At 52.6% G+C, this 26,398-nt stretch carries 30 protein-coding genes; 11 read left to right on the top strand and 19 right to left on the bottom strand.

What is annotated here, in order from left to right; translation table 11 throughout:
- Positions 1-31: 31 nt before the first annotated feature.
- Entirely contained in the window at positions 32-772 is a 741-nt protein-coding gene (cysQ, locus tag ACU8YC_RS12870) for a 3'(2'),5'-bisphosphate nucleotidase CysQ (protein ID WP_187253616.1), read from the bottom strand.
- 187 nt (positions 773-959) lie between these two features.
- On the opposite strand from cysQ, the gene cpdB reads away from it, so the two are divergent.
- Entirely contained in the window at positions 960-2,903 is a 1,944-nt protein-coding gene (gene cpdB, locus ACU8YC_RS12865) for a 2',3'-cyclic-nucleotide 2'-phosphodiesterase (protein WP_370619154.1), read from the top strand.
- Between the two features lie 45 nt (positions 2,904-2,948).
- Here cpdB and ACU8YC_RS12860 read toward each other — a convergent pair whose 3' ends face one another.
- A complete protein-coding gene (locus ACU8YC_RS12860; RefSeq protein ID WP_005134463.1) occupies positions 2,949-3,329 on the bottom strand; it encodes a winged helix-turn-helix transcriptional regulator in 381 nt (126 codons plus the stop codon).
- A 90-nt stretch (positions 3,330-3,419) separates the two neighbouring features.
- On the opposite strand from ACU8YC_RS12860, the gene ACU8YC_RS12855 reads away from it, so the two are divergent.
- The 3 genes from ACU8YC_RS12855 (at position 3,420) to ACU8YC_RS12845 (ending at position 6,216) form a co-directional block, all read left to right on the top strand.
- Entirely contained in the window at positions 3,420-4,286 is an 867-nt protein-coding gene (locus tag ACU8YC_RS12855) for an SDR family oxidoreductase (RefSeq protein ID WP_446895409.1), read from the top strand.
- 63 nt (positions 4,287-4,349) lie between these two features.
- The gene (locus ACU8YC_RS12850; RefSeq protein ID WP_151224470.1) at positions 4,350-5,174 is read left to right on the top strand and encodes an AraC family transcriptional regulator; all 825 of its coding nucleotides are present in this window, start codon (positions 4,350-4,352) and stop codon (positions 5,172-5,174) included.
- 76 nt (positions 5,175-5,250) lie between these two features.
- On the top strand, positions 5,251-6,216 hold the full coding sequence (locus ACU8YC_RS12845; protein WP_151217489.1) for a DMT family transporter: 966 nt from the start codon (positions 5,251-5,253) through the stop codon (positions 6,214-6,216).
- A gap of 64 nt (positions 6,217-6,280) precedes the next feature.
- Here the strand turns inward: ACU8YC_RS12845 and ACU8YC_RS12840 are convergent, their stop codons facing one another.
- Positions 6,281-7,852 (bottom strand): methyl-accepting chemotaxis protein, encoded by a 1,572-nt coding sequence (locus ACU8YC_RS12840; RefSeq protein ID WP_187253613.1) that lies wholly within the window; start codon positions 7,850-7,852, stop codon positions 6,281-6,283.
- Positions 7,853-8,096: 244 nt separating this feature from the next.
- On the opposite strand from ACU8YC_RS12840, the gene ytfE reads away from it, so the two are divergent.
- Positions 8,097-8,759 (top strand): iron-sulfur cluster repair protein YtfE, encoded by a 663-nt coding sequence (gene ytfE / locus ACU8YC_RS12835; RefSeq protein WP_151217382.1) that lies wholly within the window; start codon positions 8,097-8,099, stop codon positions 8,757-8,759.
- Between the two features lie 82 nt (positions 8,760-8,841).
- Here ytfE and cycA read toward each other — a convergent pair whose 3' ends face one another.
- Both cycA and fklB read right to left on the bottom strand, forming a co-directional pair.
- Complete coding sequence (cycA, locus tag ACU8YC_RS12830) at positions 8,842-10,251, bottom strand: D-serine/D-alanine/glycine transporter (RefSeq protein ID WP_151217380.1); 1,410 nt, start codon at positions 10,249-10,251, stop codon at positions 8,842-8,844.
- A 308-nt stretch (positions 10,252-10,559) separates the two neighbouring features.
- A complete protein-coding gene (fklB, locus tag ACU8YC_RS12825) occupies positions 10,560-11,180 on the bottom strand; it encodes an FKBP-type peptidyl-prolyl cis-trans isomerase (RefSeq protein ID WP_003025685.1) in 621 nt (206 codons plus the stop codon).
- A 219-nt stretch (positions 11,181-11,399) separates the two neighbouring features.
- On the opposite strand from fklB, the gene ACU8YC_RS12820 reads away from it, so the two are divergent.
- Complete coding sequence (locus tag ACU8YC_RS12820) at positions 11,400-12,050, top strand: LysM-like peptidoglycan-binding domain-containing protein (protein ID WP_151224468.1); 651 nt, start codon at positions 11,400-11,402, stop codon at positions 12,048-12,050.
- A gap of 55 nt (positions 12,051-12,105) precedes the next feature.
- On the opposite strand, the gene ACU8YC_RS12815 is transcribed toward ACU8YC_RS12820, so the two are convergent.
- From ACU8YC_RS12815 to ACU8YC_RS12790, 6 genes are all read right to left on the bottom strand, one after another.
- On the bottom strand, positions 12,106-13,029 hold the full coding sequence (locus ACU8YC_RS12815; RefSeq protein WP_187253612.1) for a DMT family transporter: 924 nt from the start codon (positions 13,027-13,029) through the stop codon (positions 12,106-12,108).
- Positions 13,030-13,173: 144 nt separating this feature from the next.
- Positions 13,174-13,623 carry a 50S ribosomal protein L9 gene (gene rplI, locus ACU8YC_RS12810; protein WP_003025676.1) on the bottom strand — a complete coding sequence of 150 codons (450 nt, stop codon included), beginning with the start codon at positions 13,621-13,623 and terminating at the stop codon, positions 13,174-13,176.
- Between the two features lie 41 nt (positions 13,624-13,664).
- Positions 13,665-13,892 carry a 30S ribosomal protein S18 gene (rpsR, locus tag ACU8YC_RS12805; protein WP_000135199.1) on the bottom strand — a complete coding sequence of 76 codons (228 nt, stop codon included), beginning with the start codon at positions 13,890-13,892 and terminating at the stop codon, positions 13,665-13,667.
- Between the two features lie 4 nt (positions 13,893-13,896).
- On the bottom strand, positions 13,897-14,211 hold the full coding sequence (priB, locus tag ACU8YC_RS12800) for a primosomal replication protein N (protein WP_003025674.1): 315 nt from the start codon (positions 14,209-14,211) through the stop codon (positions 13,897-13,899).
- A 6-nt stretch (positions 14,212-14,217) separates the two neighbouring features.
- Entirely contained in the window at positions 14,218-14,613 is a 396-nt protein-coding gene (gene rpsF / locus ACU8YC_RS12795; protein WP_003025672.1) for a 30S ribosomal protein S6, read from the bottom strand.
- Positions 14,614-14,771: 158 nt separating this feature from the next.
- A complete protein-coding gene (locus ACU8YC_RS12790; RefSeq protein WP_151217375.1) occupies positions 14,772-15,536 on the bottom strand; it encodes a TSUP family transporter in 765 nt (254 codons plus the stop codon).
- 298 nt (positions 15,537-15,834) lie between these two features.
- Here ACU8YC_RS12790 and yjfY point away from each other — a divergent pair, with 298 nt between their 5' ends.
- The gene (gene yjfY, locus ACU8YC_RS12785; RefSeq protein ID WP_151224466.1) at positions 15,835-16,110 is read left to right on the top strand and encodes a DUF1471 family protein YjfY; all 276 of its coding nucleotides are present in this window, start codon (positions 15,835-15,837) and stop codon (positions 16,108-16,110) included.
- 132 nt (positions 16,111-16,242) lie between these two features.
- Here the strand turns inward: yjfY and ACU8YC_RS12780 are convergent, their stop codons facing one another.
- Genes ACU8YC_RS12780 through ulaA form a run of 6 tightly spaced genes read right to left on the bottom strand, consistent with a single transcriptional unit; the run spans position 16,243 to position 20,651 of the window.
- The gene (locus ACU8YC_RS12780) at positions 16,243-16,929 is read right to left on the bottom strand and encodes an L-ribulose-5-phosphate 4-epimerase (protein WP_151217371.1); all 687 of its coding nucleotides are present in this window, start codon (positions 16,927-16,929) and stop codon (positions 16,243-16,245) included.
- Entirely contained in the window at positions 16,929-17,783 is an 855-nt protein-coding gene (locus tag ACU8YC_RS12775; RefSeq protein ID WP_252838491.1) for an L-ribulose-5-phosphate 3-epimerase, read from the bottom strand. Before ACU8YC_RS12775 ends, ACU8YC_RS12780 begins: the two co-directional genes overlap by 1 nt.
- A 9-nt stretch (positions 17,784-17,792) precedes the next feature.
- The gene (locus ACU8YC_RS12770; protein WP_446895408.1) at positions 17,793-18,443 is read right to left on the bottom strand and encodes a 3-keto-L-gulonate-6-phosphate decarboxylase UlaD; all 651 of its coding nucleotides are present in this window, start codon (positions 18,441-18,443) and stop codon (positions 17,793-17,795) included.
- A gap of 12 nt (positions 18,444-18,455) precedes the next feature.
- Positions 18,456-18,923 (bottom strand): PTS ascorbate transporter subunit IIA, encoded by a 468-nt coding sequence (gene ulaC / locus ACU8YC_RS12765; RefSeq protein WP_151224463.1) that lies wholly within the window; start codon positions 18,921-18,923, stop codon positions 18,456-18,458.
- Between the two features lie 9 nt (positions 18,924-18,932).
- The gene (ulaB, locus tag ACU8YC_RS12760; protein WP_003025655.1) at positions 18,933-19,238 is read right to left on the bottom strand and encodes a PTS ascorbate transporter subunit IIB; all 306 of its coding nucleotides are present in this window, start codon (positions 19,236-19,238) and stop codon (positions 18,933-18,935) included.
- Positions 19,239-19,253: 15 nt separating this feature from the next.
- A complete protein-coding gene (gene ulaA / locus ACU8YC_RS12755; protein ID WP_252838516.1) occupies positions 19,254-20,651 on the bottom strand; it encodes a PTS ascorbate transporter subunit IIC in 1,398 nt (465 codons plus the stop codon).
- Positions 20,652-21,015: 364 nt separating this feature from the next.
- Here ulaA and ulaG point away from each other — a divergent pair, with 364 nt between their 5' ends.
- Positions 21,016-22,080 carry an L-ascorbate 6-phosphate lactonase gene (ulaG, locus tag ACU8YC_RS12750; protein WP_151217362.1) on the top strand — a complete coding sequence of 355 codons (1,065 nt, stop codon included), beginning with the start codon at positions 21,016-21,018 and terminating at the stop codon, positions 22,078-22,080.
- Positions 22,081-22,185: 105 nt separating this feature from the next.
- Positions 22,186-22,941, top strand: coding sequence for an HTH-type transcriptional regulator UlaR (ulaR, locus tag ACU8YC_RS12745; protein ID WP_003025646.1), 756 nt, complete (start codon positions 22,186-22,188; stop codon positions 22,939-22,941).
- On the opposite strand, the gene yjfP is transcribed toward ulaR, so the two are convergent.
- Positions 22,938-23,687, bottom strand: a complete 750-nt coding sequence (gene yjfP / locus ACU8YC_RS12740; RefSeq protein WP_252838493.1) for an esterase — start codon at positions 23,685-23,687, stop codon at positions 22,938-22,940. The genes ulaR and yjfP overlap by 4 nt on opposite strands.
- Before the next feature lie 181 nt (positions 23,688-23,868).
- On the opposite strand from yjfP, the gene bsmA reads away from it, so the two are divergent.
- Entirely contained in the window at positions 23,869-24,198 is a 330-nt protein-coding gene (gene bsmA / locus ACU8YC_RS12735) for a biofilm peroxide resistance protein BsmA (RefSeq protein WP_151217358.1), read from the top strand.
- Between the two features lie 147 nt (positions 24,199-24,345).
- On the top strand, positions 24,346-24,621 hold the full coding sequence (yjfN, locus tag ACU8YC_RS12730) for a DUF1471 family protease activator YjfN (RefSeq protein ID WP_151217356.1): 276 nt from the start codon (positions 24,346-24,348) through the stop codon (positions 24,619-24,621).
- A gap of 85 nt (positions 24,622-24,706) precedes the next feature.
- Here yjfN and ACU8YC_RS12725 read toward each other — a convergent pair whose 3' ends face one another.
- Positions 24,707-26,329 carry an isovaleryl-CoA dehydrogenase gene (locus tag ACU8YC_RS12725; protein WP_252838494.1) on the bottom strand — a complete coding sequence of 541 codons (1,623 nt, stop codon included), beginning with the start codon at positions 26,327-26,329 and terminating at the stop codon, positions 24,707-24,709.
- Positions 26,330-26,398: the final 69 nt, after the last annotated feature.

Genomic DNA, 26,398 nt, shown 5'->3' with positions numbered 1-26,398 from the left:
CAGCAGGTGATTGCCCTGCTGCACAAATTACTCAGTAAATAGAAACGCGGAAGCCGGGGTTGAGGAACGATTCACGTGGGGTGTAGTCCAGAGGTTTCCCCTGCCAGTCGTGAACGTGCGCTCCGGCTGCGGCGGCAACCGCGTGGCCTGCGGCGGTATCCCATACGTTAGTGGGCCCAAAACGCGGGTACAGCTGTGCGTGCCCTTCCGCCACCAGGCAGAACTTCAGCGAGGAACCAATCGAGGTGGTCTGGTGCTCACCCAACTGTTGCAGATATTCTTTTAACTCATTGTCGGTATGCGAGCGGCTAATCACCACCAGCGGCGGACGCGCATCACGAACCTGGATTTGTTTGCGCACGCCGCACTCTTCTTTCCACGCTTTACCTTCTGCCGCGCTGTACATTACTTTCATTACCGGGGCGTAAACCACGCCCAGTACCGGCTTTCCGTTCTCGATCAGCGCAATATTGACGGTGAATTCACCGTTACGCTTAATAAACTCTTTGGTACCGTCCAGCGGGTCTACCAGCCAGTAGCGCTGCCAGTGCTGGCGGACATCCCAGCCAGGAGGTGCTTCTTCAGACAGAACGGGAATATCCGGCGTCAGCGCCAATAATCCCTCGAGGATCACCGTATGCGCGGCGATATCCGCCGCCGTGACCGGAGAATCATCCTGCTTGCTGGTAATCTCCATCGGTTTGATTCCATCGTAGACCTGCATAATGGCATCGCCCGCGTTCCGTGCAAGCTGGCATACATGTTCTAACATTCTCCACCTCGTTTCTTTCGTGGTGTTAACTCGTTGTTTTACTTATACCCGATCGCCAGGGGATCCGCCAACTGTGATAGCGTCTGCGGTTTTAAACGCTATATTCATGTCATGATTCACAGTTCTGTAAGCAAGAAGATTTATATACATTTTCTTTTGTGGCTTAGATCTTAAAAGGATGCCCCTGATGATTAAGTTTAGTGCAACGCTTCTGGCCACGCTGATTGCAGCCAGCGTGAATGCCGCGACCGTCGATCTGCGGATAATGGAAACCACTGATTTACATAGCAATATGATGGATTTCGATTATTACAAAGATACACCGACTGAAAAGTTTGGCCTGGTGCGTACGGCTAGCCTTATCAACGCTGCGCGTGGTGAAGTCAAAAACAGCGTGCTGGTTGATAACGGCGATTTGATTCAGGGCAGTCCACTCGGGGATTATATGGCAGCCAAGGGGCTGAAAGCGGGCGAAACTCACCCGGTCTATAAGGCGCTAAACACGCTGGATTACGCGGTGGGTAACCTCGGCAACCATGAATTCAACTACGGTCTTGAGTATCTGCACAACGCACTAGCCGGAGCGAAATTCCCTTACGTTAACGCCAATATCATCGACGTTAAGACCAAAAAACCGCTATTTACGCCTTATCTGATCAAAGACACTGAGGTTGTCGACCAGCAAGGGAACAAGCAGACGCTGAAGATAGGCTATATCGGTTTTGTACCGCCGCAGATCATGACCTGGGATAAAGCCAACCTCAGCGGCAAAGTGACGGTGAATGACATCACCAAAACCGCACGTAAATACGTGCCGGAAATGCGAGCCAAGGGTGCCGATGTGGTGGTGGTGGTTGCTCACTCCGGGCTTTCTGCCGACCCATACCAGACTATGGCAGAGAATTCCGTTTACTACCTCAGTGAAGTCCCGGGCGTGGATGCCATTATGTTTGGTCACGCCCACGCTGTTTTCCCCGGTAAAGACTTTGCCAACATCAAAGGCGCAGATATCACAAAAGGTACACTCAATGGCGTTCCTGCGGTGATGCCGGGCATGTGGGGCGATCATCTGGGGGTGGTGGATTTAGTGCTGAATAACGACAGCGGTAAATGGCAGGTCACCCAGGCGAAAGCCGAAGCACGTCCGATTTATGACGCGGCAGCGAAAAAATCACTGGCAGCAGAAGACAAAAAAATCGTTGAGATCCTGAAAGCCGATCACGACGCCACGCGTGAGTTTGTCAGCAAACCGATCGGTAAATCCGCCGACAATATGTACAGCTATCTGGCGCTGGTACAGGATGACCCGACCGTACAGGTGGTGAACAACGCGCAGAAAGCCTATGTGGAACACTTTATTCAGGGCGATCCGGATCTGGCAAAACTACCGGTACTTTCCGCCGCCGCGCCGTTTAAGGTCGGTGGACGCAAGAACGATCCGGCAAGCTTTGTCGAAGTCGAAAAAGGCCAGCTCACCTTCCGTAACGCCGCCGATTTGTATCTCTATCCCAATACGCTGGTGGTGGTGAAAGCCAGCGGTAAAGAGGTGAAAGAGTGGCTGGAATGTTCCGCCGGACAGTTTAATCAGATTGATATCCACAGCAGCAAACCACAGTCATTGATTAACTGGGACGGCTTCCGTACCTATAATTTCGACGTGATTGACGGCGTAAATTACCAGATTGATGTGTCGCAACCCGCCCGCTATGACGGTGAATGCCAGACCATCAATCCGCAAGCAGAGCGTATTAAAAATCTGACCTTCAACGGCAAACCTGTCGATCCAAATGCCACCTTCCTCGTCGCGACGAATAACTACCGTGCCTACGGTGGTAAGTTTGCCGGAACTGGCGACAGCCACATCGCATTTGCATCACCGGATGAAAACCGATCGGTGCTGGCGGCATGGATAGGTGCCGAGACGAAGCGCGCCGGTGAAATACATCCGGCAGCGGATAACAACTGGCGTCTGGCGCCGATTCACAGCGATACCAAACTGGATATTCGCTTTGAAACATCACCAACCGAGAAGGCCGCCGCGTTTATCAAAGAGAAAGGACAATATCCGCTGAAAAAAGTCGCGACCGATGACATTGGTTTTGCGATTTATCAGTTGGATTTGAGTAAGTAATTTTCGTGCCGGATGTGACGCAACTGCGTCTTATCCGGCAATACTTTACGCCGCCCGCTCTTCCCGCTGCGCCAGCACCTGCGGCAAATTAAGTTCTATCCAGTCCGCCAGTGCGGCGACTTTATCGCTCACCTGCTCCCCCAACGACGTCAGGCTATACTCCACATGCGGCGGTACGACCGGATACGATACCCGGTTGATAAACCCGTCCTGCTCCAGCGCCTGCAGGGATTGCGCCAGCATCTTTTCACTGACGCCGCCCATCTTACGGCGCAGATCGCTAAAACGGTGCGTACCGTCGCGCAGCGCCACCAGAATCAACACCCCCCAGCGGCTGGTAACGTGTTTTAACACCTCGCGGGAGGGGCACTGCTCGGCGAACAAGTTGCCATCGCGTAACTGCTGAGAAAGCGTTGGTGTGGCCATTTCCATACTTACCTTTTTGTGCGTACTTACTAAAAGTAAGTTTAGGTGTTAGCGTGATTAATCACAAGACCAATACCAAGGAGTCACCCCATGATCGCGATTACCGGCGCCACCGGCCAACTGGGCCAACACGTTATTGAAACTTTGCTGAAAACCGTTCCTGCCAGCCACATTGTGGCCATTGTACGTAACCCTGCGAAAGCGACGGCGCTTAGCCAGCAGGGCATTACCGTTCGTCAGGCGGATTACAGCGATGAAGCCACCTTTACAACTGCCCTACAGGGTATCGACAAGCTACTGCTGATCTCGTCGAGCGAAGTGGGACAACGCGCCCCACAGCATCGCAACGTAATTAACGCGGCAAAAGCTGCCCACGTGAAATTTATCGCCTACACCAGCCTGCTACATGCCGACACTTCCCCGCTGGGGTTGGCTGACGAGCATGTCGCAACCGAGAAGATGCTGGCTGAATCCGGTATCGCGTACGCCCTACTGCGTAACGGCTGGTACACCGAAAACTATCTCGCCAGCGCCCCGGCCGCGCTGGAACATGGCATCTTTATTGGCGCGGCAGGTGAGGGCAAAATCGCCTCGGCGACCCGTGCCGACTACGCCGCCGCTGCCGCGCACGTCATCAGCGAAGACGGTCACGCCGGTAAAATCTATGAGCTGGCGGGCGATGACGGCTGGACACTGAGCCAACTGGCTGCCGAACTGGCAAAACAGAGCGGTAAAAAAGTGGTGTATCAGAACCTGAGCGAAACTGACTTTGCCGCTGCGCTGAAGGGCTTTGGTCTACCTGCCGGGCTGGCGGACATGCTGGCTGACTCAGACACTGGCGTCTCCAAAGGCGGCCTCTTCGACGACAGCCATACGCTGAGCAAACTGATTGGTCGCCCGACCACATCGCTGGCTGACAGCGTCAAAGGCATCGTGCAAATGTTAAAAATTAGTTAATTGTGGTGGCATCCCCGCGCATCCTCTCTGATAATGACAGAATGATGCGTGGGGAGAGAAAACGTGCAAGGTGTACCTGAGCAGTTTATTGATGAGAAAGACAGCGCCCGCTTTCGCCATCTGGCGCAGGTGCCCGGCGTTGAGTTGTATCATGCGCATATCTCGCGTTACGCCTTTGAGCCGCACACTCATGAAGCGTTTGGTATTGGCGCGATAGAAGCCGGAGCCGAACGCTTTCGCTATCGCGGCACGCAGTACGTGGCCCCCGCCCAGTCCGTCGTCACCATGAATCCCGATGAGCTGCACACCGGCGAAGCCGAAACCGCCGACGGCTGGCGCTATCGGATGATCTATCTTGAACCCGATCTTCTGGAGGAGGTCACCGGGATCCGCCACTGGTGGTTCCATGACGTTACCCGTCACGATCCGCTGCGCTCGCGTCAGATCTGTTCATTGATCCACGGTCTGTGGAACACGGAAGATCCGCTGGCGCAAAAAGGATTATTACTCGATCTGATCGACACGTTCCAACCGCTGGCCCGCCATGCGCCGGTATTGCCGGAGGGGGCGCATCGCTTTGAACGAGTCCGCGAGTATCTGCACGATAACTATATGCACCCGGTCACGCTCGACGAACTGGCGCGGGTGGCATCGCTGAGTCCCTGGCATTTTCAGCGCCAGTTCAAATTGCATTTCCACGTCACGCCGCACCAGATGCTGATGGCGATCCGCCTGTGGCGAGCTAAAGGTTTTCTCACTCACGGTATGCCCGCCGCAGAGGTCGCCGCCGCAACCGGCCTCACCGACCAGTCGCATCTCACCCGCGCGTTTACCCATCGCTACGGCATTACGCCGGTGCGTTATCAGAAACAAGTCGTCCGGCGTTGATCAGCAATCTCATACAATACCGCGGCATTTTTCCTGCCTACACTCGACTTATTGTTAAGCGATGTGGATGTCAAAAATGATTAGCGGCGTGTTGTATGCCCTGCTGGCAGGGCTGATGTGGGGATTAATTTTTGTTGGGCCGCTGATCGTACCGGAATACCCGGCGGTGTTACAGTCGATGGGGCGTTATCTGGCGCTGGGGCTGATAGCGTTGCCGATCGCCTGGCTGGGGCGTGTGCGCCTGCGCCAGTTGACGCGTAAAGACTGGATAACGGCGCTGGCACTAACGATGATGGGTAACCTGGTCTATTACGTTTGTCTGGCAAGCGCCATCCAGCGCACCGGAGCACCGGTCTCAACCATGATAATCGGTACCTTGCCGGTGGTGATCCCTATCTTCGCTAACTTGCTCTATAGCCAACGCGACGGCAAATTATCATGGTGGCGTTTGTCGCCTGCGCTGGTGTTAATTGGCATGGGTCTGCTGTGCGTGAATATTTCGGAGCTGAATCAGGGCCTCCCCGACTTTAGCGGCTGGCGATATGGCTCTGGCATCGCGCTGGCGCTGATTTCGGTGGTGTGTTGGGCGTGGTATGCACTGCGTAATGCCCGCTGGCTACGCGAAAATCCGGATAAGCACCCAATGATGTGGGCGACGGCCCAGGCACTGGTGACGCTGCCTGTATCCCTGTTCGGTTATATTGCCGCCTGCCTCTGGCTGAACGGGCAAACGCCGGACTTCGCTCTGCCCTTCGGCCCGCGTCCGGGCGTGTTTATCGGCCTGATGATAGCCATTGCGGTCTTGTGTTCGTGGGTTGGCGCACTGTGCTGGAACGTCGCCAGCCAGAAGCTGCCGACGGTGATCCTCGGTCCGCTGATTGTGTTTGAAACACTGGCAGGCCTGTTGTACACCTTTATACTGCGCCAGGAATTTCCGCCGTTGCTGACGATAAGCGGCATTGCGCTGCTGATGGTTGGGGTAGTAATAGCCGTCAGAGCCAAGCCGCAGAAACCCAGCGTTGTCGTGGTACCACAATCATAATGTGCCGGATGGCGCTGCGCTAATCCGGCCTGGGGAATAATACCTTGCAGGCCGGATAAGGCGTTTACGCCGTCATCCGACGCGACACTTTAAACACCGCCACTGTCTGATTCAATCGTGCAGCCTGCTCTTCGAGCGCAGCGGCAGCGGAAGCAGACTCCTCCACCAGCGAGGCGTTTTGTTGCGTGACGCGATCCATCTCAGCCACCGCCTGGCCTACCTGATCGATACCCCGACTCTGTTCATCAGAGGCCGAGGCAATCTCGCCCATAATATCGGTCACGCGAGTCACGGCGCTGACAATTTCCGCCATCGTTTCACCCGCTTCATGAACCAGCGCTGTACCGGCATTGACCCGATTCCCCGAGTCATCAATCAGCGCCTTAATCTCTTTCGCTGCTTGAGCGCTACGCTGCGCCAGCGTGCGAACCTCGCCTGCAACTACTGCAAAGCCACGCCCCTGTTCACCCGCTCGCGCCGCTTCTACCGCCGCGTTCAGCGCCAGAATATTGGTCTGGAAAGCTATGCCGTCGATAACATTGGTAATTTGCGCGATTTTGCTGGAACTGGTAGCGATTTCATCCATAGTACGCACCACGCTATCAACCACTGTTCCGCCTTTTTGCGCCGTCTGTGAGGCGTTTTTTGCCAGACTGGTCGCCTGACGCGCGTTATCCGCATTCTGTTTCACAGTCGCGGTGAGTTGTTCCATGCTGGCAGCGGTCTCTTCCAGAGAAGCGGCCTGCTGCTCGGTACGTGAAGAGAGATCGTTACTGCCAGCGGCAATTTCACCCGCGCCGGTATAGATGGTGTCAGCCCCGTCACGCACTACGCTGACCGTATTCGCCAGCGCCTGCTGCATCTCGCGGACGTTGCCTGCCAGCAGCGCCATTTCATTACTGCCATCGGCGTTGATGCGGTGCGTCAAATCACCCGCGGCAATGTGGCGAATATGTGCCATCACTTCGTGGAGCGGCTTGAGTAACACTCGCTGCATCGCCAGCCAGCTGGCGATAATCACGCCGACAACAATTAGCATCACTGCGGACAGCAACCAGATTATCTTCTGATAATCACTTTCATTGTCCTGCACTCCGGCAGTGGCCAGCGCCGTTTGCGCGCTACGCCATTCCCGATAAACGGCCTGCATCGCCGTTTGCTTTTGCTCGGCATTCTGTTTGAACATCTCCTCCAGCTTACCTTCAGCCAGCAGTGCGTTCATTTTAGCCAGCGTTGCAGAATAGATACCGTACTGTTCTTCCAGTCGATCGGCCAGATGCTCATCCAGTCCCGGCGTTTCCGGCAAGGCGTAGTAGGTATCGTAATGCTCTTTCGATTCGGCCAACAGACGATTTGCCGTGTTCACCAGTTCCTTCAACTGACCACCATTGATATCGCTGGCCATCGTTCCCTGTAAACGCAGCATGCCCCTGTTGAGCGTAACACGAGCCTGGTTCAGGCTAATCCACGCATCGGTAAACTCAGCCACGTTCTGGCTGGAAAGCTGCGAGACGTTAAAGTTTTGCTTATCATTATTGAGCGCGCCAATAAACACGCCCGCGGAGATGAGCTGCATTGCGCCCAGGGCGAGTAACACAGTGATAAGTAAGGTTATCACTTTAATTCGTTTGAACATCTGTAGCCTTTTATTATGCAGGTATTGTCTGAGGTCTAACTATCGGCAGCGGCGTGCGCTTATTTAACACTGTCGCGTGGCTTTTTTCGCCGTCCCCCTCCTTTCCAATAAGATTCAGCACCTTAACGAAATAAGAAATTCTTGTGACATTCATCACAAAAAAAACCACCCCGAAAGGGTTATATCCTTCACCATAACTTGCATTTAAAATACATCTTATATTATTGAGAATGAGGTAACGGCAATGTCTTATCGCGATCAACCTTTAGGTGAACTGGCGCTCTCTATTCCTCGCGCTTCGGCCCTGTTTCGTAAATACGATATGGATTACTGCTGCGGCGGTAAGCAAACGCTGGCACGCGCTGCCGCGCGTAAAGAGCTGGATGTCGAAGCCATCGAATCCGAACTGGCAAAACTCGCTGAGCAGCCGCTGGAAAAAGACTGGCGTACCGTGGCGCTGGCTGAAATCATTGACCATATCGTTGTGCGTTATCATGACCGACACCGTGAACAGCTGCCGGAACTGATTCTGCAGGCCACTAAAGTTGAACGCGTTCACGCAGACAAACCGAACGTACCGCGCGGTCTGGCGAAAAACCTGACCATGCTGCATGAAGAGCTGTCCAGCCACATGATGAAAGAAGAGCAGATCCTGTTCCCGATGATCAAACAGGGCATGGGTAGCCAGGCGATGGGGCCAATCAGCGTGATGGAAAGCGAGCATGACGATGCGGGTGAACTGGTGGAAGTAATCAAACATATCACCCACAACGTGACGCCGCCGCCAGAAGCCTGCACCACCTGGAAAGCCATGTATAACGGCATTAACGAAATGATCGACGACCTGATGGAACACATCAGTCTGGAAAACAATGTGTTGTTCCCGCGTGCCCTCGCAGGTGAATAAAAAAGGCGCCCGAGAGCGCCTTCCTGAAGTCCGCATTCGGCCACTGTTTATGTGGCCTTTTTTGTGCCCGAGATGGCAACGCTTAACGCATACCTGCCATACGTTTCTTACCGATAAACAACCAGCCCAGACCCAGCGCGATGAACCACAGCGGTGTCACCATCAACGCCTGACGGGTATCATCTTCTAGCGTCAACAGCACAAGTACGAAGACGAAGAACGCCATACATACCCAGCACATCAGCTTGCCTAACGGCATCTTGTAGATTGATTTTTCATGCAGGTGCGGACGTTGCTTACGGTACACAAGGTACGAGCAAAGAATGATGGTCCAGACGAACATGAACAGAATCGCCGACACGGTAGTGATCATGGTGAACGCGCCAATTACGCTCGGGTTCACGTACAGCATCACCACGCCGCCCAACAGACAGATACAGGAGAAGGTTAAACCTTTCGCCGGAACTGCGCGTTTAGACAGCTTGGCAAACGCTTTAGGCGCAACGCCTTCCTGTGCCAGGCCGAACAGCATACGGCTTGTCGAGAACACGCCGCTGTTTGCAGAAGAGGCCGCTGAAGTCAGCACCACAAAGTTGATCAGGCTCGCTGCGGCAGGCAAACCAACCAGCACAAACAATTCAACAAATGGGCTCTTGGTTGGCACGACCGAGCTCCACGGCGTGACGGACATAATCACAATCAGCGCAAAAACGTAGAACATGATGATACGGATCGGAATCGAGTTAATGGCGCGCGGCAGAGATTTCTCCGGATCCTTGGTTTCCGCAGCGGTCGTTCCCACCAACTCAATACCCACAAACGCGAACACAGCTATCTGGAAGCCAGCAAAGAAACCGCTCAGACCTTTCGGGAACCAGCCACCGTCATTCCACAGATGCGTAAATGATGCCTGAACGCCGGTTGGCGACTGGAAGTGCGTCAATACCATCACCAGACCGACGACGATCAGGCCGATGATGGCGACGATTTTGATCATCGCAAACCAGAACTCCATCTCCCCAAACATTTTTACGGTGGCGAGGTTGAGGCTCAGAAGCAGCACGATCACCGCCAGCGAGGCGACCCAGTCTGACAGCTCGGGGAACCAGAATTGTGCATACGCCGTAATGGCGACAACGTCCGCCATCCCGGTAACGACCCAGCAGAACCAGTAGGTCCAGCCGGTAAAATATCCGGCCCATGGCCCGAGCAGGTCGGAGGCGAAATCACTAAACGATTTGTACTCCAGATTCGAGAGCAGCAATTCCCCCATTGCCCGCATCACGAAAAACAGCATAAAACCGATGATCATATACACAAAGATGATCGACGGCCCGGCGAGGCTGATAGTTTTACCTGAGCCCATAAACAGGCCGGTGCCGATAGCACCACCAATGGCAATAAGTTGAATATGACGGTTTGTGAGATTGCGCCGTAGCGACTGTTCAGTCGATGCCTCTTCAGCGGCGTCAACTTTTACCTGATCTACCATGTTTTTTCTTCCTGTACCTGTCTGTGTTGTTCAGGCTCTACGGCCTTTAGTGTGTCGATGATACGACGATCCTGTTATCAGGACTCATCGATATTAGGTAAGAATTGGCGGGATGAATACTAAGATTTAGATATAATGTTAATTTAATGTTTAAAGTGAGTGTCATATCACTCTGATAGCGCGAAACAGTTCACAAAAATACACGCTGATGCGGCATTTGCAAGATAAAATCTCGACATCGACGTAACAATAGCTTTTCACGCTATTTTTTTGTTCCCCCCGGCCTCGGGGGGAACAGAGTTCACTGCTTACAGGATCTCAAGCAGCTCAACGTCGAACACCAGCGTACTGAACGGAGGGATGGACGCGCCAGCGCCACGCTCGCCGTAAGCCAGTTCCTGAGGAATAGTCAGTTCCCATTTGGAACCTACCGGCATCAGGGTCAGCGCTTCAATCCAGCCTGGGATAACGCCGTTAACCGGGAATTCAGCCGGCTCACCGCGTGCGACAGAACTATCAAACACGGTACCGTCGATCAGTTTACCGGTATAGTGAACGCGAACGCGGTCAGTACGCGCCGGAATAGCACCTTCGCCCTGAGTCAGAACGCGGAACTGCAAACCGGATTCAGTGCTGTTCACACCTTCTTTCTCACGGTTTTCTTCCAGATATTTGACGCCATCAGCCGCCATAGCCTGGAAACGCTCGCGACGTACTGCATCAGCACGTTCGTGGATTTCACGCAGTGCGCGATGCACAACATCGACCGGCACTGCCGGGTGCTTACCTTCCAGCGCGTCAGCGATACCCGCTACCAGCGCTTCAGGCAACAGTCCTTCCAGTCCGGATTCGCTCAGCTGTTGTCCTACCTGCAAACCAATGCCGTAGCTTGCTTGCGCTTCGATAGTGTCAAAAGTCGGGTTAGCCATCATATTTCCTTTCATCGGATGTAAAGTAGCGGGCAGCATATCAGCCATGCCGCATCCGGTAAAACTTTGTCTCGGGAACAGATGACAAATCGCGAGGAAACATAAACAATAGGAATATCCCGCGTTGACGTCACGAAAGCGGGTAATATGACGAACATCATAGCGTTAGCCATCTATACTCTATGATCGAGGAACGAGACGCGGAGCAGGAGGAAAGCCATGCCCGGGCGCTTTGAATTAAAACCAACCCTGGCGAAAATCTGGCATGCACCGGACAATTTTCGCATTATGGACCCGCTACCGCCTATGCACCGACGCGGCATTATTATTGCTGCTATCGTGCTGGTGATCGGTTTCCTGCTTCCTTCCAGTGACACTACTGATGCCCCTGTGGTGACGCGTACTGCCCAACTGGATTTACAGTCACAGTCGCAACCGCCAACCGAGGCTCAGCTTCAGGCACAGTTAGTGGCCCCGCAAAACGATCCCGGCCAGGTCGCTCCGGTTGCACCGGAACCGATCCAGGAAGGAGAACCGGACGCGCAGCCGCAGGTTCAGCAATCTCAGCCGCAGACGCAACCTTTCCAACAGGATAACGGAATTGAGCAACAGTGGCGTTCTTATCGCGTCGACTCGGGCAAAACGCTGGCCCAGGTCTTCCGTGACCATAACCTCCCGCCAACCGATGTGTATGCAATGGCGCAGGTTGAAGGTGCAGGAAAACCGCTAAGTAATCTGAAAGACGGTCAGATGGTGCAGATCAGGCAGAATGCCAATGGCGTGGTGACCGGGTTAACCATCGATACCGGTAATGGCCAGCAGGTACTGTTTACCCGCCAGCCGAACGGCAGTTTTATTCGCGCCCGTTAAGCAGCACACATGTAAGCCTGATAAGCACTGCACCATCAGGCATCAAGGTGAAGCATCAGCGCTTCACCTTATTCACCCACCAGATCCCTGAACAAACCAGCACCAGCGCCAGCGCATATTTCCATTCGAGAATGTTTTCGCCGAGGAATATCGCCGACAGCACCGCTCCCGAAACCGGGATCAGAAAGTTAAACGGCGCAATCATCCCCACGCGGTTATGCTTGAGCAGAATACTCCACAAGGCAAAGGCGACCGAAGAGAGTAACGTCAGGTAGCCCAGAATAGCCACTGAAGATGCGCCATGTAAGGTCAGCGAGCCCCCAAAAGCGTAGCCGCCGATAACCAGCGCCAGACCGCCACCGCCCAGTTGATACCCCGTCATTACCGTCGGATCTACCGTCTGAGAAATGCGTTTACCATATAACGTGGCGGCCGAAAGAATAAAGGCGGCCATCACCACTGAACCGTCACCTAACAGGCTGAAACTAAAATCCATTCCGCTGCTAAAGTTCACCACCATCACCCCAGCAAAGCCGAGGATACAGCCCAGAGCTTTGTTGTAGCTCAGTTTGTCATTATGGTAGATAAAATGGGCCAGCAGCACGCTGAAGAAGGTCCCGGTCGCATTCATGATGGAGCCTTTTACCCCCGTCGTGAACGCCAGGCCAATATAGAAGAAGATGTATTGCAGCGAGGTTTGCGTCAATCCCAACAGCGTGAGCTGACCGTATTGACGCGGGCTTAACCGGCCAATCGGTTTACGCTGCGCCATCGCCAACAGTAGCAGCAATAATCCCGCAAACAGGAAGCGATAGCCGGCAAAGACAATTTTTGAGGGAATATCATCCGTGGCAATCTGGAAGATCTCATATCCGCTTTTTATCGCCGGATAGGCGCTCCCCCACAGCAGGCAGCAAAACGCCGCGCTCAGGTAGACAACATTTTTACGCGCAAACAGAGGTTGGTGCGTTGGTTCCATTCCATCACCACTTTGAAATAATGTTTTATTTTTGTGATTATCCCGAAAAGGATAAAGAATAGCCAGAGCGAAAAGCGGGGGGAAACAGAAAAGCAAAACGCCGGCACAGGGCCGGCGCTTTTACGCGGTTATCAGAATAAAAACTTATTCTGCAACTACGTTTACAGTCAGCTTAGCAAACACTTCGCTGTGAACCTGGAAGCTCACTTCGTGCTCACCAGTGGTACGCAGAACGCCGTTCGGCAGACGAACTTCGCTCTTAGCAACTTCAACGCCAGCTGCAGTTACAGCGTCAGCGATGTCGCGAGTACCGATGGAACCGAACAGTTTACCTTCGTCGCCAGCTTTAGACGCGATGGTTACGGTTTCCAGTGCGTTGATTTTCTCAGCACGAGCTTCAGCAGCGGACAGAACGTCAGCCAGTTTAGCTTCCAGCTCAGCGCGGCGCGCTTCGAAAAATTCAACGTTTTTCTTGGTAGCAGGAACAGCTTTACCCTGTGGTACCAGGAAGTTACGAGCATAGCCCGCTTTAACGTTAACCTGATCACCCAGGCTACCCAGGTTTGCTACTTTATCAAGCAGAATAACTTGCATTACCTTATCCTCTCAAAGTCGTATTAATGGACCGTGACCGATTACTGATGACGATCAGTGTACGGCAGCAGGGACAGGTAGCGAGCGCGTTTGATAGCGCGAGCCAGCTGACGCTGGTATTTTGCACGGGTACCGGTGATACGGCTTGGGACAATCTTACCGCTTTCGGTGATGTAGTTTTTCAGCGTAGCGATATCTTTATAGTCGATCTCTTGAACGCCTTCCGCGGTGAAACGGCAGAACTTGCGACGACGGAAATAACGTGCCATATGGCTAGTCTCCAGAATCTATCAATTCAATCTGCTCGGCATGCAGAACCATTTTGCTCAGGCCGTTCTTTGCCTTGTGGCAAGAGATGAACCCCTGAACGGTCACTGCGCTACCGACCGTTATACTGTGAGTAATGGCCTGGTTTTCGTGTCCGCTAATAATAACGGGCATTTGGCACCACGCCTGCCGGTGAAACCCGGCTTCCTCCTGCACAGAACGATGCTCAAGCACGAACTGGCAATGAGGAATTCCTGATGGACTGACCTTTCGAAGGGGAGCCCTGCACACGGTGCCGGACAACGCCAGACGGTTGGTCATCAGAAATTACTCTTCAGAATCCCCAGCTTCAGCATCATCTGCGGTTTCGTTAGCGAAATCATCGCGACGCTCACGGCGCTCGTCTTTCGCTTTAACCATCGGAGATGCTTCGGTAACAGCGTGTTTAGTACGCATAACCATGCTGCGGATAACGGCATCGTTGAAGCGGAAGGTAGTTTCCAGCTCATCGATCACTTCCTGCGGCGCTTCAACGTTCATCAGAACGTAGTGAGCTTTGTGCAGTTTGTTGATCGGGTAAGCCAGCTGACGGCGGCCCCAGTCTTCCAGACGGTGGATCGTGCCTTCTGCACCAGTGATGGCAGCAGTGTAGCGTTCGATCATACCCGGAACCTGTTCGCTCTGGTCAGGATGGACCATAAAAACGATTTCGTAATGACGCATCGAATTGCTCCTTACGGATTATTCAGCCTCCTGTCTGGGTCAGCCGAGGCCCATGGAGGCAAGGAACGTGTTAAAGGTCGGCTGAAAAATGACGCGTCATAATACTGGTGTCAGCCGCTAAACTCAAGGTGATTGTACGATTATTTACCATGCCGCAATTAATACATATCAAGCAGCATTTTGATGCTGATACAAATGGAGACAACGACAATCATCGGCCGGATAACTTTCTTCCCGCGCGTCAGTACCACCGTCGCGCCAAGACGTGCGCCAAGGGACTGACCAGCAAACATCACCAGCCCCAGCGACCAGATCATTTTACCGCCGAAAATGAAGAACAGAATCGAGGCGATGTTCGACGCCAGGTTGATAAAATTCGAGTGAATTTGCGCCTTATCGATGCTGTATCCCCACAGCAGGATGTAGCAGAGCGTATAAAAGGAGCCTGCTCCGGCACCGAGAAAACCATCATAAAACCCAATTCCTCCCCCGCAGATCAACGAGAAGAGAAACAGGGATACCTGCTGCTTTCTTTTCGGTTCGCTAAGATTAGGCGCAGAAATAAAGTAGATGGCGACCGCAATAATCAGGATCGGCAGCAGTTTCTTCAACACTTCTGGTTCAATAAACTGGATAAGCGTCGTGCCCAACGCAGAACCGATAAAGGCAGATAAAAAGACATATTTGTGTTCCTGCACATTAATATGTCCCCGGCGTAAAAAGTAAATTCCGGAGGTCAGCGAGCTGCCCAACGCCTGAATTTTATTGGTTGCCAGCGCATTGGCGGGGGGTAAACCAGAAATTAAGAGAGCGCCAATAGAGAGAAAACCACCGCCGCCCGACACTACATTAATAAAGCCTGCCACCAGCGCGACCATAAACATAATCACAAAGTAGCTGAAATCCATGAATGAAGTATCCATAAGTTTTTGCCTTATTATCATAAAGTTATATTAATTATCCGGCTCACTATAAACGGCGTACTCACCCGATTAAATTGACTATTTGGTAAGAGCTTATGCGCGCAAGGCAGGTATTTTTAACCGCAGCGGAAGGCTTCAGCTGATTGTTAATTAAAGAAAAGATGGCTTTGCGGTAATTTTTTGAACAACTGCATCAGAAATGGTCGCTATCGACTGCGCCGGGAGCGGTTAAAATTAAATCAGAAGTTATCCACTCACAGGAGAGAGCTAACCAGAGACCGCAATCGAGGAGGTACATATGCGAGCCCGTATTTTGCCCCTTCTGGCTGTACTTTTGCTCAGTGCAAATGCAACGGCAGCCATCAAAATTGACAATCATCAGGCCAGGAATATGGATGATGTGCAGAGCTTAGGCGTTATTTACATAAATCATAACTTCGCCACTGAAAGTGAAGCCACTCAGGCCCTGAATGAAGAAACCGATGTACAAGGCGCAACCTACTATCACGTGATCCTCACCAGGGAACCCGGTAGTAACGGAAATATGCATGCCAGTGCAGATATTTATCGCTAGCACCAGAAATAACCAACGAGAATATTGCCACAGTTTGATTTGCCCCCTTATCGGGGGCTTTTTTTTGCAAAAAAGTCCTGAAGCCAGACCGCTCTCATCCCCATGAAGAGTTGGCTCCGGAACGTTTTTTTCTTACTTCTGGCCGTAATAGGCATTTGGGCCGTGCTTTCGCATGAAGTGCTTATTCATCAGGTAACTGTCGATGGGGCTGAGCGCCGGGTTAATGCCACGCGCAATCCACGCCATTTTCGCCACTTCTTCCATGACCACCGCGTTGTGTACCGCATCGTGAGCATCTTTACCCCAGGCAAACGGACCGTGCTGATACACCACAATACCCGGCGAATGTAATGGTTCTACATTGCCCAGCGTTTCAATGATCACCTTGCCAGTATTCAGCTCATACTCGCCCTGCACTTCTTCTTCCGTCAATGCCCGGGTACAGGGAATATCGCCAAAGAAGTAGTCCGCGTGAGTGGTTCCCAGAGCCGGGATCGCCAGCCCTGCCTGCGCCCAGGCAGTGGCATGAGTAGAGTGCGTATGCACGACTCCGCCCAGCGACGGATAACGCTGGTAGAGCGCCAGGTGGGTGGCGGTATCGGAAGAAGGACGAAAGCCGCCTTCTATCACCTTCCCTGACATATCGACCACCACCATATCATCAACAGTCATGTGCTCGTAGGCGACACCACTGGGCTTGATCGCTACCAGCCCACGTTCACGGTCGATGGCACTGACGTTACCCCAGGTAAATGTCACCAGCCCGTAGCGTGGCAGATCCATATTGGCTTCAAAAACCTGCTGTTTAAGTTTTTGCATTACACCGCCTCCATCAGACCTGCGCTGGCCATACGCGCTTTCACCCAATCGCGCGCTTTCGCGACTTCACGTGCCGGATCGTCCGCTGTTTCACTCCACATCTCAATCAGGTATGGCCCGCAGTATCCACTCTGTTTGAGCGTCACAAAACAACGCTCGAAATCAACGATCCCTTCACCAAACGGCACATTTTTGAATACACCTGGTTTAGTATCCTTCACGTGTACCGCGACGATATGGCCTACCCCAACCTGCAGCTCCATCTGCACGTCGTTGTCCCACGCCGACAAATTACCAATATCGGGATACAGCTGGAACCACGGATTGTTGAGATAGTGAGCATAACCCAGCGCCTTGCTGATCGAATTCATCAGCGGATAATCCATGATTTCCATCGCCAGCGTCACCTGCGCACGGCTCGCCATCTCCACGCTCTCTTTTAGTCCATCGCGAAACCGACGACGCGTTTCGTTATTGGCCTGCTGGTAATAGACGTCGTAACCCGCCAGTTGAATAACGCGAATACCGATATCCTGCGCAAACTGAATGGCTTTACGCATAATCTCCAGCCCCTGTTCGCGCACCCGATCATCTTCGCTGCCAAGCGGGAAACGACGGTGGGCGCTCAGGCACATGGACGGTACGCGTATTCCGGTTTCGGCGATAGCCGCCACCAGCGCCAGTCGCTGCTCGCGACACCAGTCAAGGCGCGCCAGGCGTGCGTCGGTTTCATCAACCGACATTTCGACAAAGTCAAAGCCCAGTTCCTTCGCCAGTTGCAAGCGTTCCAGCCAGCACTCCCCGCCAGGGAGCGCTTTTTCATAAATACCGAGCGGGACCTCTTTCGACAGCATAGCCGCTCCTTATCCCCACAGCTGGGCGATGGAACGTTTGAACTGACGTGCGGCCTCAACCGGAGAAGCGGCGTCGCGAATGCTGCGACCAGCGATAAAGACGTGAATCGGGATCCCCTGGAACAACGGCAGGTCCTCCAGCGCCAGACCGCCGGTCACGGTAACTTTAAAGCCCATATTGGCCAGACGCTTGATCACACTGATATCCGCCTCTCCCCACGCCACGCCTGCCGCCTGCGCATCACGACTGCGGTGATAGACAACTTGCCCAATACCCGCGTCACGCCACTCCTGCGCCTGCTCCCAGGTCCAGTAGCCGGTCAGTTCAATCTGTACGTCACCGTTAAATTCTTTCGCCACCGCCAGAGCACCCTTGGTGGTGTTGATATCGGCACAGCAGATGACGGTTACCCAGTCTGCGTTGGCTTCGAAACACATGCGGGAGAGGATTTTGCCCGCGTCGGCAATTTTAGCGTCCGCCAGCACAATTTTATGCGGGTAAAGCGCCTTCAGATCGCGAACGGCACGAACGCCCTCTGCCACGCAAAGAATAGTACCCACCTCAATGATATCGACCTCTTCGGCAATCAGACGCGTCGTTTCATACGCGGAAGACATTGATTGGTTGTCCAGCGCAACCTGCAACATAGGTAATGACATTTTGGTATCCTTTTAAACAGCCGCCGCGGTGGCGTTATCAATTAAATCCAGCACTTCCTGCGCGGTGCAGCAGGCGCGTAAACGGTCGAAATTGGCTTCGTCGTCAAACAGATTCACGATCTGCATGATGCCTACTTCCTGATGCGTGTTGGCATCAACTGCCGCCATCGTTATCAGGATATCGACCGGGTCGTTATCTTCGTGGTTAAACACCAGCGGAGTTTTCAGCGTTACCAGCGCGAAGCCCGTTTTTTTGACGCCTTCTTCCGGGCGACCGTGCGGCATCGCCAGACCGGGTGCGATCACAAAGTACGGACCAAACTGCTCGACTCCGTCGAGGATCGCCTGGTAGTAACGTGGTTCAACCACATCAGCCTTAACCAGCAAATCCACGCTCAGCTTTACCGCTTCCTGCCAGGTGCTGGCCTCAGCCTGTAAAAGGATTGAATTATTGTCTGCCAGCGAATCACGTAATTTCATGGCGTGTCCTTACTTCACGTCCTGTGGGAAATGCGCTTTGATCACTTCCAGCAGTTTTGGTCCAAAATCGGCGGGAGACAGCATGTTGCGCACGCCGACAACATATTTATTGCCAGATACGGTAATCTCGCCGGCAATATGGGTAGAGGCGATGATGATATCTGCGCCGCTCAGTTCACTTTTGTATTCCCCCACGGCACAGCTGTTTACCGTATGGTCGATATTTGACTGGGTTAAAAACTGATCCACCTTCATTTTCATGATCATGGAACTGCCCTGCCCATTGCCACATACAGCCAGAATACGTACGGTCATAATCGGAACTCCTTTTTAAGCAGAGTGTTCTGCCAGTTGTTTTTCTGTGTCTTCCTCAGCGCGCAACGTGCGCCCTGCGAAAAACATATAAGCCAGTGCAATCAGAAGAATGACGACCATAAACACGATGCCGATGGAGGCGAAACCCTGCATCATCGGCGGCGCCAGAATTGACCAGTCCGCCATGCCCATCCAGGCGCTCATACCGGTAAGCTTCACCGCCCAGACGCAGCCGAAGATTTCGATCATCCCCATCACCAGGCAAATCTTGAGCGCCGCTCGCCAGCCGCCAAAGTGATTAGCAAATACGCCAATAGTGGCGTTCGAGAAGAACATCGGGATAAAGCCTGGGATAATCAGGATGGAGGAGCCGCAGCCCACAAGAATGCCCACTGCTATCAGTTGGCCAATGGTGCCCCACATAAAGCCCCAGACCACCGCGTTAGGAGCAAAGCTATAAATCGCCGCGCAGTCGATGGCCAGCACCGCGCCGGGAATCAAACGCTGAGAGATACCGTTGAACGCTTCTGAAAGTTCAGCAACGAACATGCGTACGCCCTGGGTGATGATGAAAATAGCGACGGCGAACGAAAAACCAGTTTGCAAGATATAGACCGTCCAGTGGGTTTTACCCGCCATCGCCTGAACCACATCAATGCCAAAAGAGAGCAGGATAGCGCCGAAGAAAATGGTCATCACAATCGCGGTAGAAACGATGTTGTCATGGAAGATATTCAGCCAACCTGGCAGCTTGAGATCTTCCACGCTCTCCTCTTTCTTACCCAAGTAAGGCGCGACTTTGTAGGCAATCCACGAGGCAAACTGCTGCTGGTGACCGATGGAAAAACCGCAACCGTCGGTCACTTCCTGGGTAGGCTTGTACATCATATTGGAGGTAATGCCCCAGTAGAGCGACACCAGCACCGCTGTACAGATGATGGTCGTCCACATGGAATAGCCAAAGATGTAGAAAGAAACGGCGATCAGGCCCGCCTGCTGGAACATGATGTGCCCGGTCAGCATGATGGTGCGAATACCGGTAATCCGCCGTAGCAGTACGTAACAAATGTTTAGCGCCAGCGCCAACAGCACGGCATACCCTACCCAGCTATAGGCATCCCCCATACGTTCGATGGTTGCCATCATGGAAGCATAGGTATCGGAAATCGCACCGTTGATACCGTAAACCTCGGACATCTTCGCCACCACCGGTTTGAACGTGCTGGTGAGAATGCCAGACCCCGCCTGCAGCAGCATAAAACCGATAATCGTTTTGATCGTGCCTTTAATGATAACGCTGACACTTTTACGCAACAGGATATAGCCAAGACAGGTCACAATACCCAGCAACAGCGGGGCGTTGGTCATAACCTGATTAAAAAAGACGGTAAAGATGTTGTAGAGGATCTCCATAACGATCTCCAGTAGACGAAGTTGCCGGGCTTTCCAGATGCCCAGGATGTTGTCCACTCACTGTAATTTTCAAAAGTAATCACAACAAGATTAAATTTGATTAAATGTGATGCAGTACGCAAATAATTACCACATTTAAAGAGTGGATAATTAAGCAGTGCGACGAAAAATACTCAATGTTAATTAAATCAATAAATTACAATAAACCCCATAGCGTAAAACCACCTAAAATCATTACATTACCTTTTCTGTCATTGGTGCAAAGCTCAAAAATCCCCCATTGCCAATATGAAAAAATAATGTCAGGATTAATCAAAACAAATCACACATTGATTCAATTTGAGTAAATATGAAGGTAAATGCGATGAGTAAAGTAAAAAGCATCACGCGTGAATCATGGATCCTGAGTACATTCCCGGAGTGGGGAAGCTGGCTGAATGAAGAGATCGAACAGGAACAGGTTGCACCAGGCACTTTCGCTATGTGGTGGCTTGGCTGTACCGGAATTTGGCTGAAGTCAGAGGGCGGGACTAACGTCTGCGTCGATTTTTGGTGCGGTACGGGTAAACAGAGTCACGGTAACCCGCTGATGAAAACCGGCCACCAAATGCAACGTATGGCAGGGGTGAAAAAACTGCAGCCGAATCTGCGCACCACACCGTTTGTTCTTGATCCGTTTGCCATTCGACAGATCGATGCGGTACTCGCGACGCACGATCATAACGATCACATCGATGTGAATGTTGCGGCAGCCGTCATGCAGAACTGCGCCGACGACGTGCCGTTTATCGGACCACAAACCTGCGTGGATCTATGGATCGGTTGGGGCGTACCAAAAGAACGCTGCATCGTAGTGAAACCGGGCGACGTTGTTAAAGTAAAAGATATTGAGATTCACGCGCTCGACGCGTTTGATCGTACGGCATTAATCACCTTGCCTGCAGATCAAAAAGCGGCAGGCGTGCTGCCGGATGGTATGGATGCCCGCGCGGTAAACTACCTGTTCAAAACGCCGGGGGGGACGCTGTATCACAGCGGAGACTCACACTACTCCAACTATTATGCAAAACATGGCAACGAGCACCAGATTGACGTCGCGCTTGGATCCTACGGTGAGAATCCGCGTGGGATTACGGACAAAATGACCAGCGCCGACATGCTGCGTATGGCTGAAGCGCTGAATACGAAAGTGGTGATCCCCTTCCATCATGACATCTGGTCAAACTTTCAGGCTGACCCTCAAGAGATCCGCGTCCTGTGGGAGATGAAAAAGGATCGGCTGAAGTATGGCTTTAAGCCATTCATCTGGCAGGTAGGCGGCAAGTTCACCTGGCCGCTGGACAAAGATAACTTTGAATATCACTATCCGCGCGGCTTTGATGACTGCTTCACCATTGAACCAGATTTACCGTTTAAATCCTTCCTGTGATCCACACAAAATGCCGGGTCATCCCGGCATTTTTCCCTTTTACTTTAGTATTTCCAGGCTATTTCAAATATCATCTTTTCAAATCAATTTGTATCGGAATAGCTCATGACTGAAGCACAAAGACATCAAATATTGCTGGATATGCTGGCGCAGTTGGGCTTTGTTACCGTTGAGAACGTGATTGAGCGTCTGGGGATTTCACCCGCAACGGCCCGTAGGGACATCAACAAACTCGACGAAAGCGGCAAACTCAAGAAAGTCCGCAACGGCGCAGAAGCTATTACGCAGCAGCGTCCGCGCTGGACGCCAATGAATTTGCACCAGGCGCAGAACCACGATGAAAAAGTACGTATTGCCAAGGCGGCATCCCAGCTTGTGAATGCGGGTGAAAGTGTGGTGATCAACTGCGGATCGACCGCTTTCCTGCTGGGTCGTGAAATGTGCGGCAAGCCAGTGCAGATCATCACCAATTATCTGCCGCTGGCAAATTATCTGATCGACCAGGAGCATGACAGCGTGATCATCATGGGCGGGCAATACAACAAAAGCCAATCCATCACGCTTAGCCCGCAAGGCAGTGAAAATAGCCTGTATGCCGGACACTGGATGTTTACCAGCGGTAAAGGGTTGACCGCGGACGGACTGTATAAAACCGATATGCTGACTGCGATGGCCGAGCAGAAGATGCTTAACGTGGTGGGCAAACTGGTGGTACTGGTCGACAGCAGTAAGGTCGGTGAACGCGCGGGGATGCTGTTCAGCCGCGCCGATCAAATCGATATGCTCATTACCGGTAAAAACGCGAACCCTGAAATTCTGCAACAGCTTGAAGCTCAGGGCGTAAGCATTATGCGCGTTTAAAGGTGCTGGCGAAAAAATGTTACCGTCGCAGCCAGCGCTTCAGGCGTAATGCGATGGCGCACGCCCGCTTCCCACAGGCAGGTCAGATTATTGTCCAACCCTGCCTGAATCAGCGCCTGCTGTAAGCGGTAGGTTTCAACCGCCGGTACCACATCGTCTTCTTGTCCATGCCACAGCAGCAATGGTCTATCGGCCAGACGTTGCAGTTGATGCGTAACATCCCATTCGGCTAGCGGATCAATAACGGCATCGAACTCTGCCTGCTGCTCTGGCGTCTGGACCTGCAAAGGAGGAAAAAGCGTATGCGCAAGACGGGTGAAATAGCCTGAACCCATCAGGCTGGCTACACATTTAACCTCGGTGTGGCGAGCCATAATGCCCAACGCCGTCATTCCCCCCATGGATGCTCCCGCAACAGCAAGTCGTTCATCTGATAACCAATTTTCCGCCACCAGCGCCGCACGTAACGTCGTAAATTCCTGCATGTTTTGCTGCAATATATTCCAGAAGCGGAACATTCGCTCCTGAGCATTACCGTTAAAGCGGACACCATGGTCGGGCGCATCTGGCATGACGACGCGAAATCCGGCCTGAGCCAGAGCAACGGCAAAATAACTGTAGACCAGACTTGAAGATGTAAATCCGTGGTAGAAGATAATGCATGGGAGTGAACTTTCACACTTGCCTGCCGGAACGGCGTGCAGGACAGGGATACCAGCCAACTGTCGTGTTTCAATTTCGATCATTTGTCGCCTCTTTCTTTCTGGTATGCCATGCAGCAATACTTAACGCAAGCGAATGTGTTCGGCAATGATTCATAATGTTGAGAACTGGGTTACGCTTTCACAACATTTTCATTCGAAAATCGCGTGAGAGATAACAATTCGGGAACATTCCCCTAAAGGGAAATTGATAAGGCACTACACTATGGATATCAGGAAACGAGATAGAGTTATGCGTCGGTTTGCCTCTTTATTGTTGGTGGTGTTTTTAAGCGCCTGTAGCGTGCTACAGGGAACTCCGCAACCCGCACCACCCGTTGCCGACCACCCGCAGGAGATTCGCCGTGACCAAAGTAATGGGTTACAGCGAATAGGGACGGTTAGCTCGCTGGTAAGAGGCTCTCCGGATGATGCGCTGGCAGAGATCCGTGCCAAAGCCGTCGCGGCTAAAGCTGATTACTACGTGGTTTTATTAGTGGATGAAACCATCGTGACAGGCCAATGGTATTCACAGGCAATTTTGTATCGTAAATAACATTGGGTTGAAATTTAGTCAGCTTTACATTGCTTTGCGCCCCTATGCGTTTACCTGTGCACAATAAACCAACAGCAGGAAGCTTGCGGTTTATTATCGCGATGGAATGCCCTGCCGTGTGTAGGGGTACGAATAATGGAGCTGACGATGAAACAAACACTTGCCTTATCCTCACTGCTGCTTTCTGCCGGACTGGTAGGTACTACGGCGCAGTCTGCCGAGTTCGCCAGTGCTGACTGCGTTACGGGCCTGAACGAAATTGGCCTGATCTCTGTCAGTAACATTGCTGGGAATCCGCAGGATGTAGAACGTGTAATCGCGTTAAAAGCGGATGAACAAGGTGCCTCATGGTATCGGATCATTCAAATGTACGAAGACCAGCAGCCCGATAACTGGCGCGTACAGGCCATACTTTATGCGTAACAGATTGCCGGATGGCGTAAACTTATCTGACCTGGACTGAGCGTAGGCATGATAAGACGCGCCCGCGTCGCCATCAGGCAAGTTATTACCGTAATCCCCCCGTTGCCCGCAGGAGCAAATCGTTCAGCACCTGTTCTGACAATCGTAGTCCGCCCCGCGTATCGAGCATCATTTGACACCAGGCCTGCGCCACTGGCGGAGAGGCATAGCGCAACATCTGTGCCCCGCAGCCGAGCAAGAACAGTTGCTGCGTAATCTCCCGTCCCAACTCCTCGCTGGGTTTACGTAAACGTTGCTGTAGCTGACGTACCATTCGATCGTAATACCGATCTTGCCCCTTTACCTCCGCAAAAGCTTCGCTGAGCATATCGTAGATGCCGGGTTGTTTTGTCAGTACCCGCAATACATCAAGGCACATAATGTTACCGGAGCCTTCCCAAATACTGTTTACCGGCATCTCACGATACAGCCGCGGCAGCTCGCTCTCCTCGCAATAGCCAATCCCGCCCAGCACTTCCATCGCCTCTGCCACAAACGGCATACCGGCCTTGCAAATGGAGAATTTCGCTGCTGGCGTAAACAACCTGGCCCACAGCGCTTCTTTGACATCAGCACGACGGTCCCAGGCCCGCGCCAGTCGGAACAATAACGCCGTCTGTCCTTCTAACTGGAGTGCCATTCGACCTAATACCTGACGCATCATCGGTTGTTCAATCAATGCCTTACCAAAAACCTGTCGCTGATGCGCATGGTAAATCGCGACGGAAAAAGCACGCCGCATCATGCCGTGACTGCCGAGCGCGCAGTCAAAACGCGTCATCCCGCCCATTTTCAGGATATGGCGGATACCTTCCCCTTCGTCACCCAATAGCCAACCAATCGCATCGTGGAATTCAACCTCGCAGCTGGCGTTGGATCGGTTGCCTAACTTATCTTTGAGTCGTTCAAAACGAATCGCATTCCGGCTCCCATCAGGTAAAAATCGCGGTACAAAAAAGCAGGATAAACCGCCCTTTGCCTGAGCCAACACCAAATGGGCATCGCTTTGCGGCACGGAGAAAAACCACTTATGTCCGACCAGCCGATACGCGCCGTCTGTAAGACGTTCTGCCTGAGTGGTATTGCTCAGCACATCTGAACCACCCTGCTTTTCGGTCATTCCCATGCCGATTAGCAGCCCACGCTTTTGCCCTCCGGGCAGTAAATGCGAGTCATAACGGTCGCTTAGCAGCGGCGTCAACCAGTCGCGAAATTGTGCAGGTAACATTTGGATCAACAGCGGCGTGGCGGCAAACGTCATAGTCACCGGACACAACGTACCCGCTTCCACCTGTGCATGCAGCATGAAGCGGGCCGCCCGGGCAACAAATGTTCCCTGCCTCGCGTCTTCTTCCCAGGCCAGATTATGTACGCGGTTGGCGCACAATCCCTGCATCAGCATATGCCAGGCTGGATGAAAACGCACATCATCCAACCGCTGCCCCTGCGGGTCGTAGCGCAACAGTTCCGGTGGATAAGCGTTAGCCAACCGACCCAATTCGAGCGACTCGGCAGTCCCTAACTGCTGACCAATACTGGCGAGAAGATCGCTGTCCCAGGCCGCGCCTTCGCGATTGACCGCTTCGCACAGAGCCCCATCCGACAGGTACAAATTGCTGTTATTGAGCGGTACAGGTTGGTTAAAAACGGTATGCGTTTGCCAGTGCATTGTGTCTCCCTCCGTCAATGGCCCTCGCCTTAAGTATGGTCAGAACCTCATTATTCGCGACGGAGAGAG

Source organism: Citrobacter sp. VF227 (genome assembly GCF_052950715.1).
Note: the sequence above shows the minus strand (reverse complement) of the source record. Positions and strands in the feature narration are given on the sequence as shown.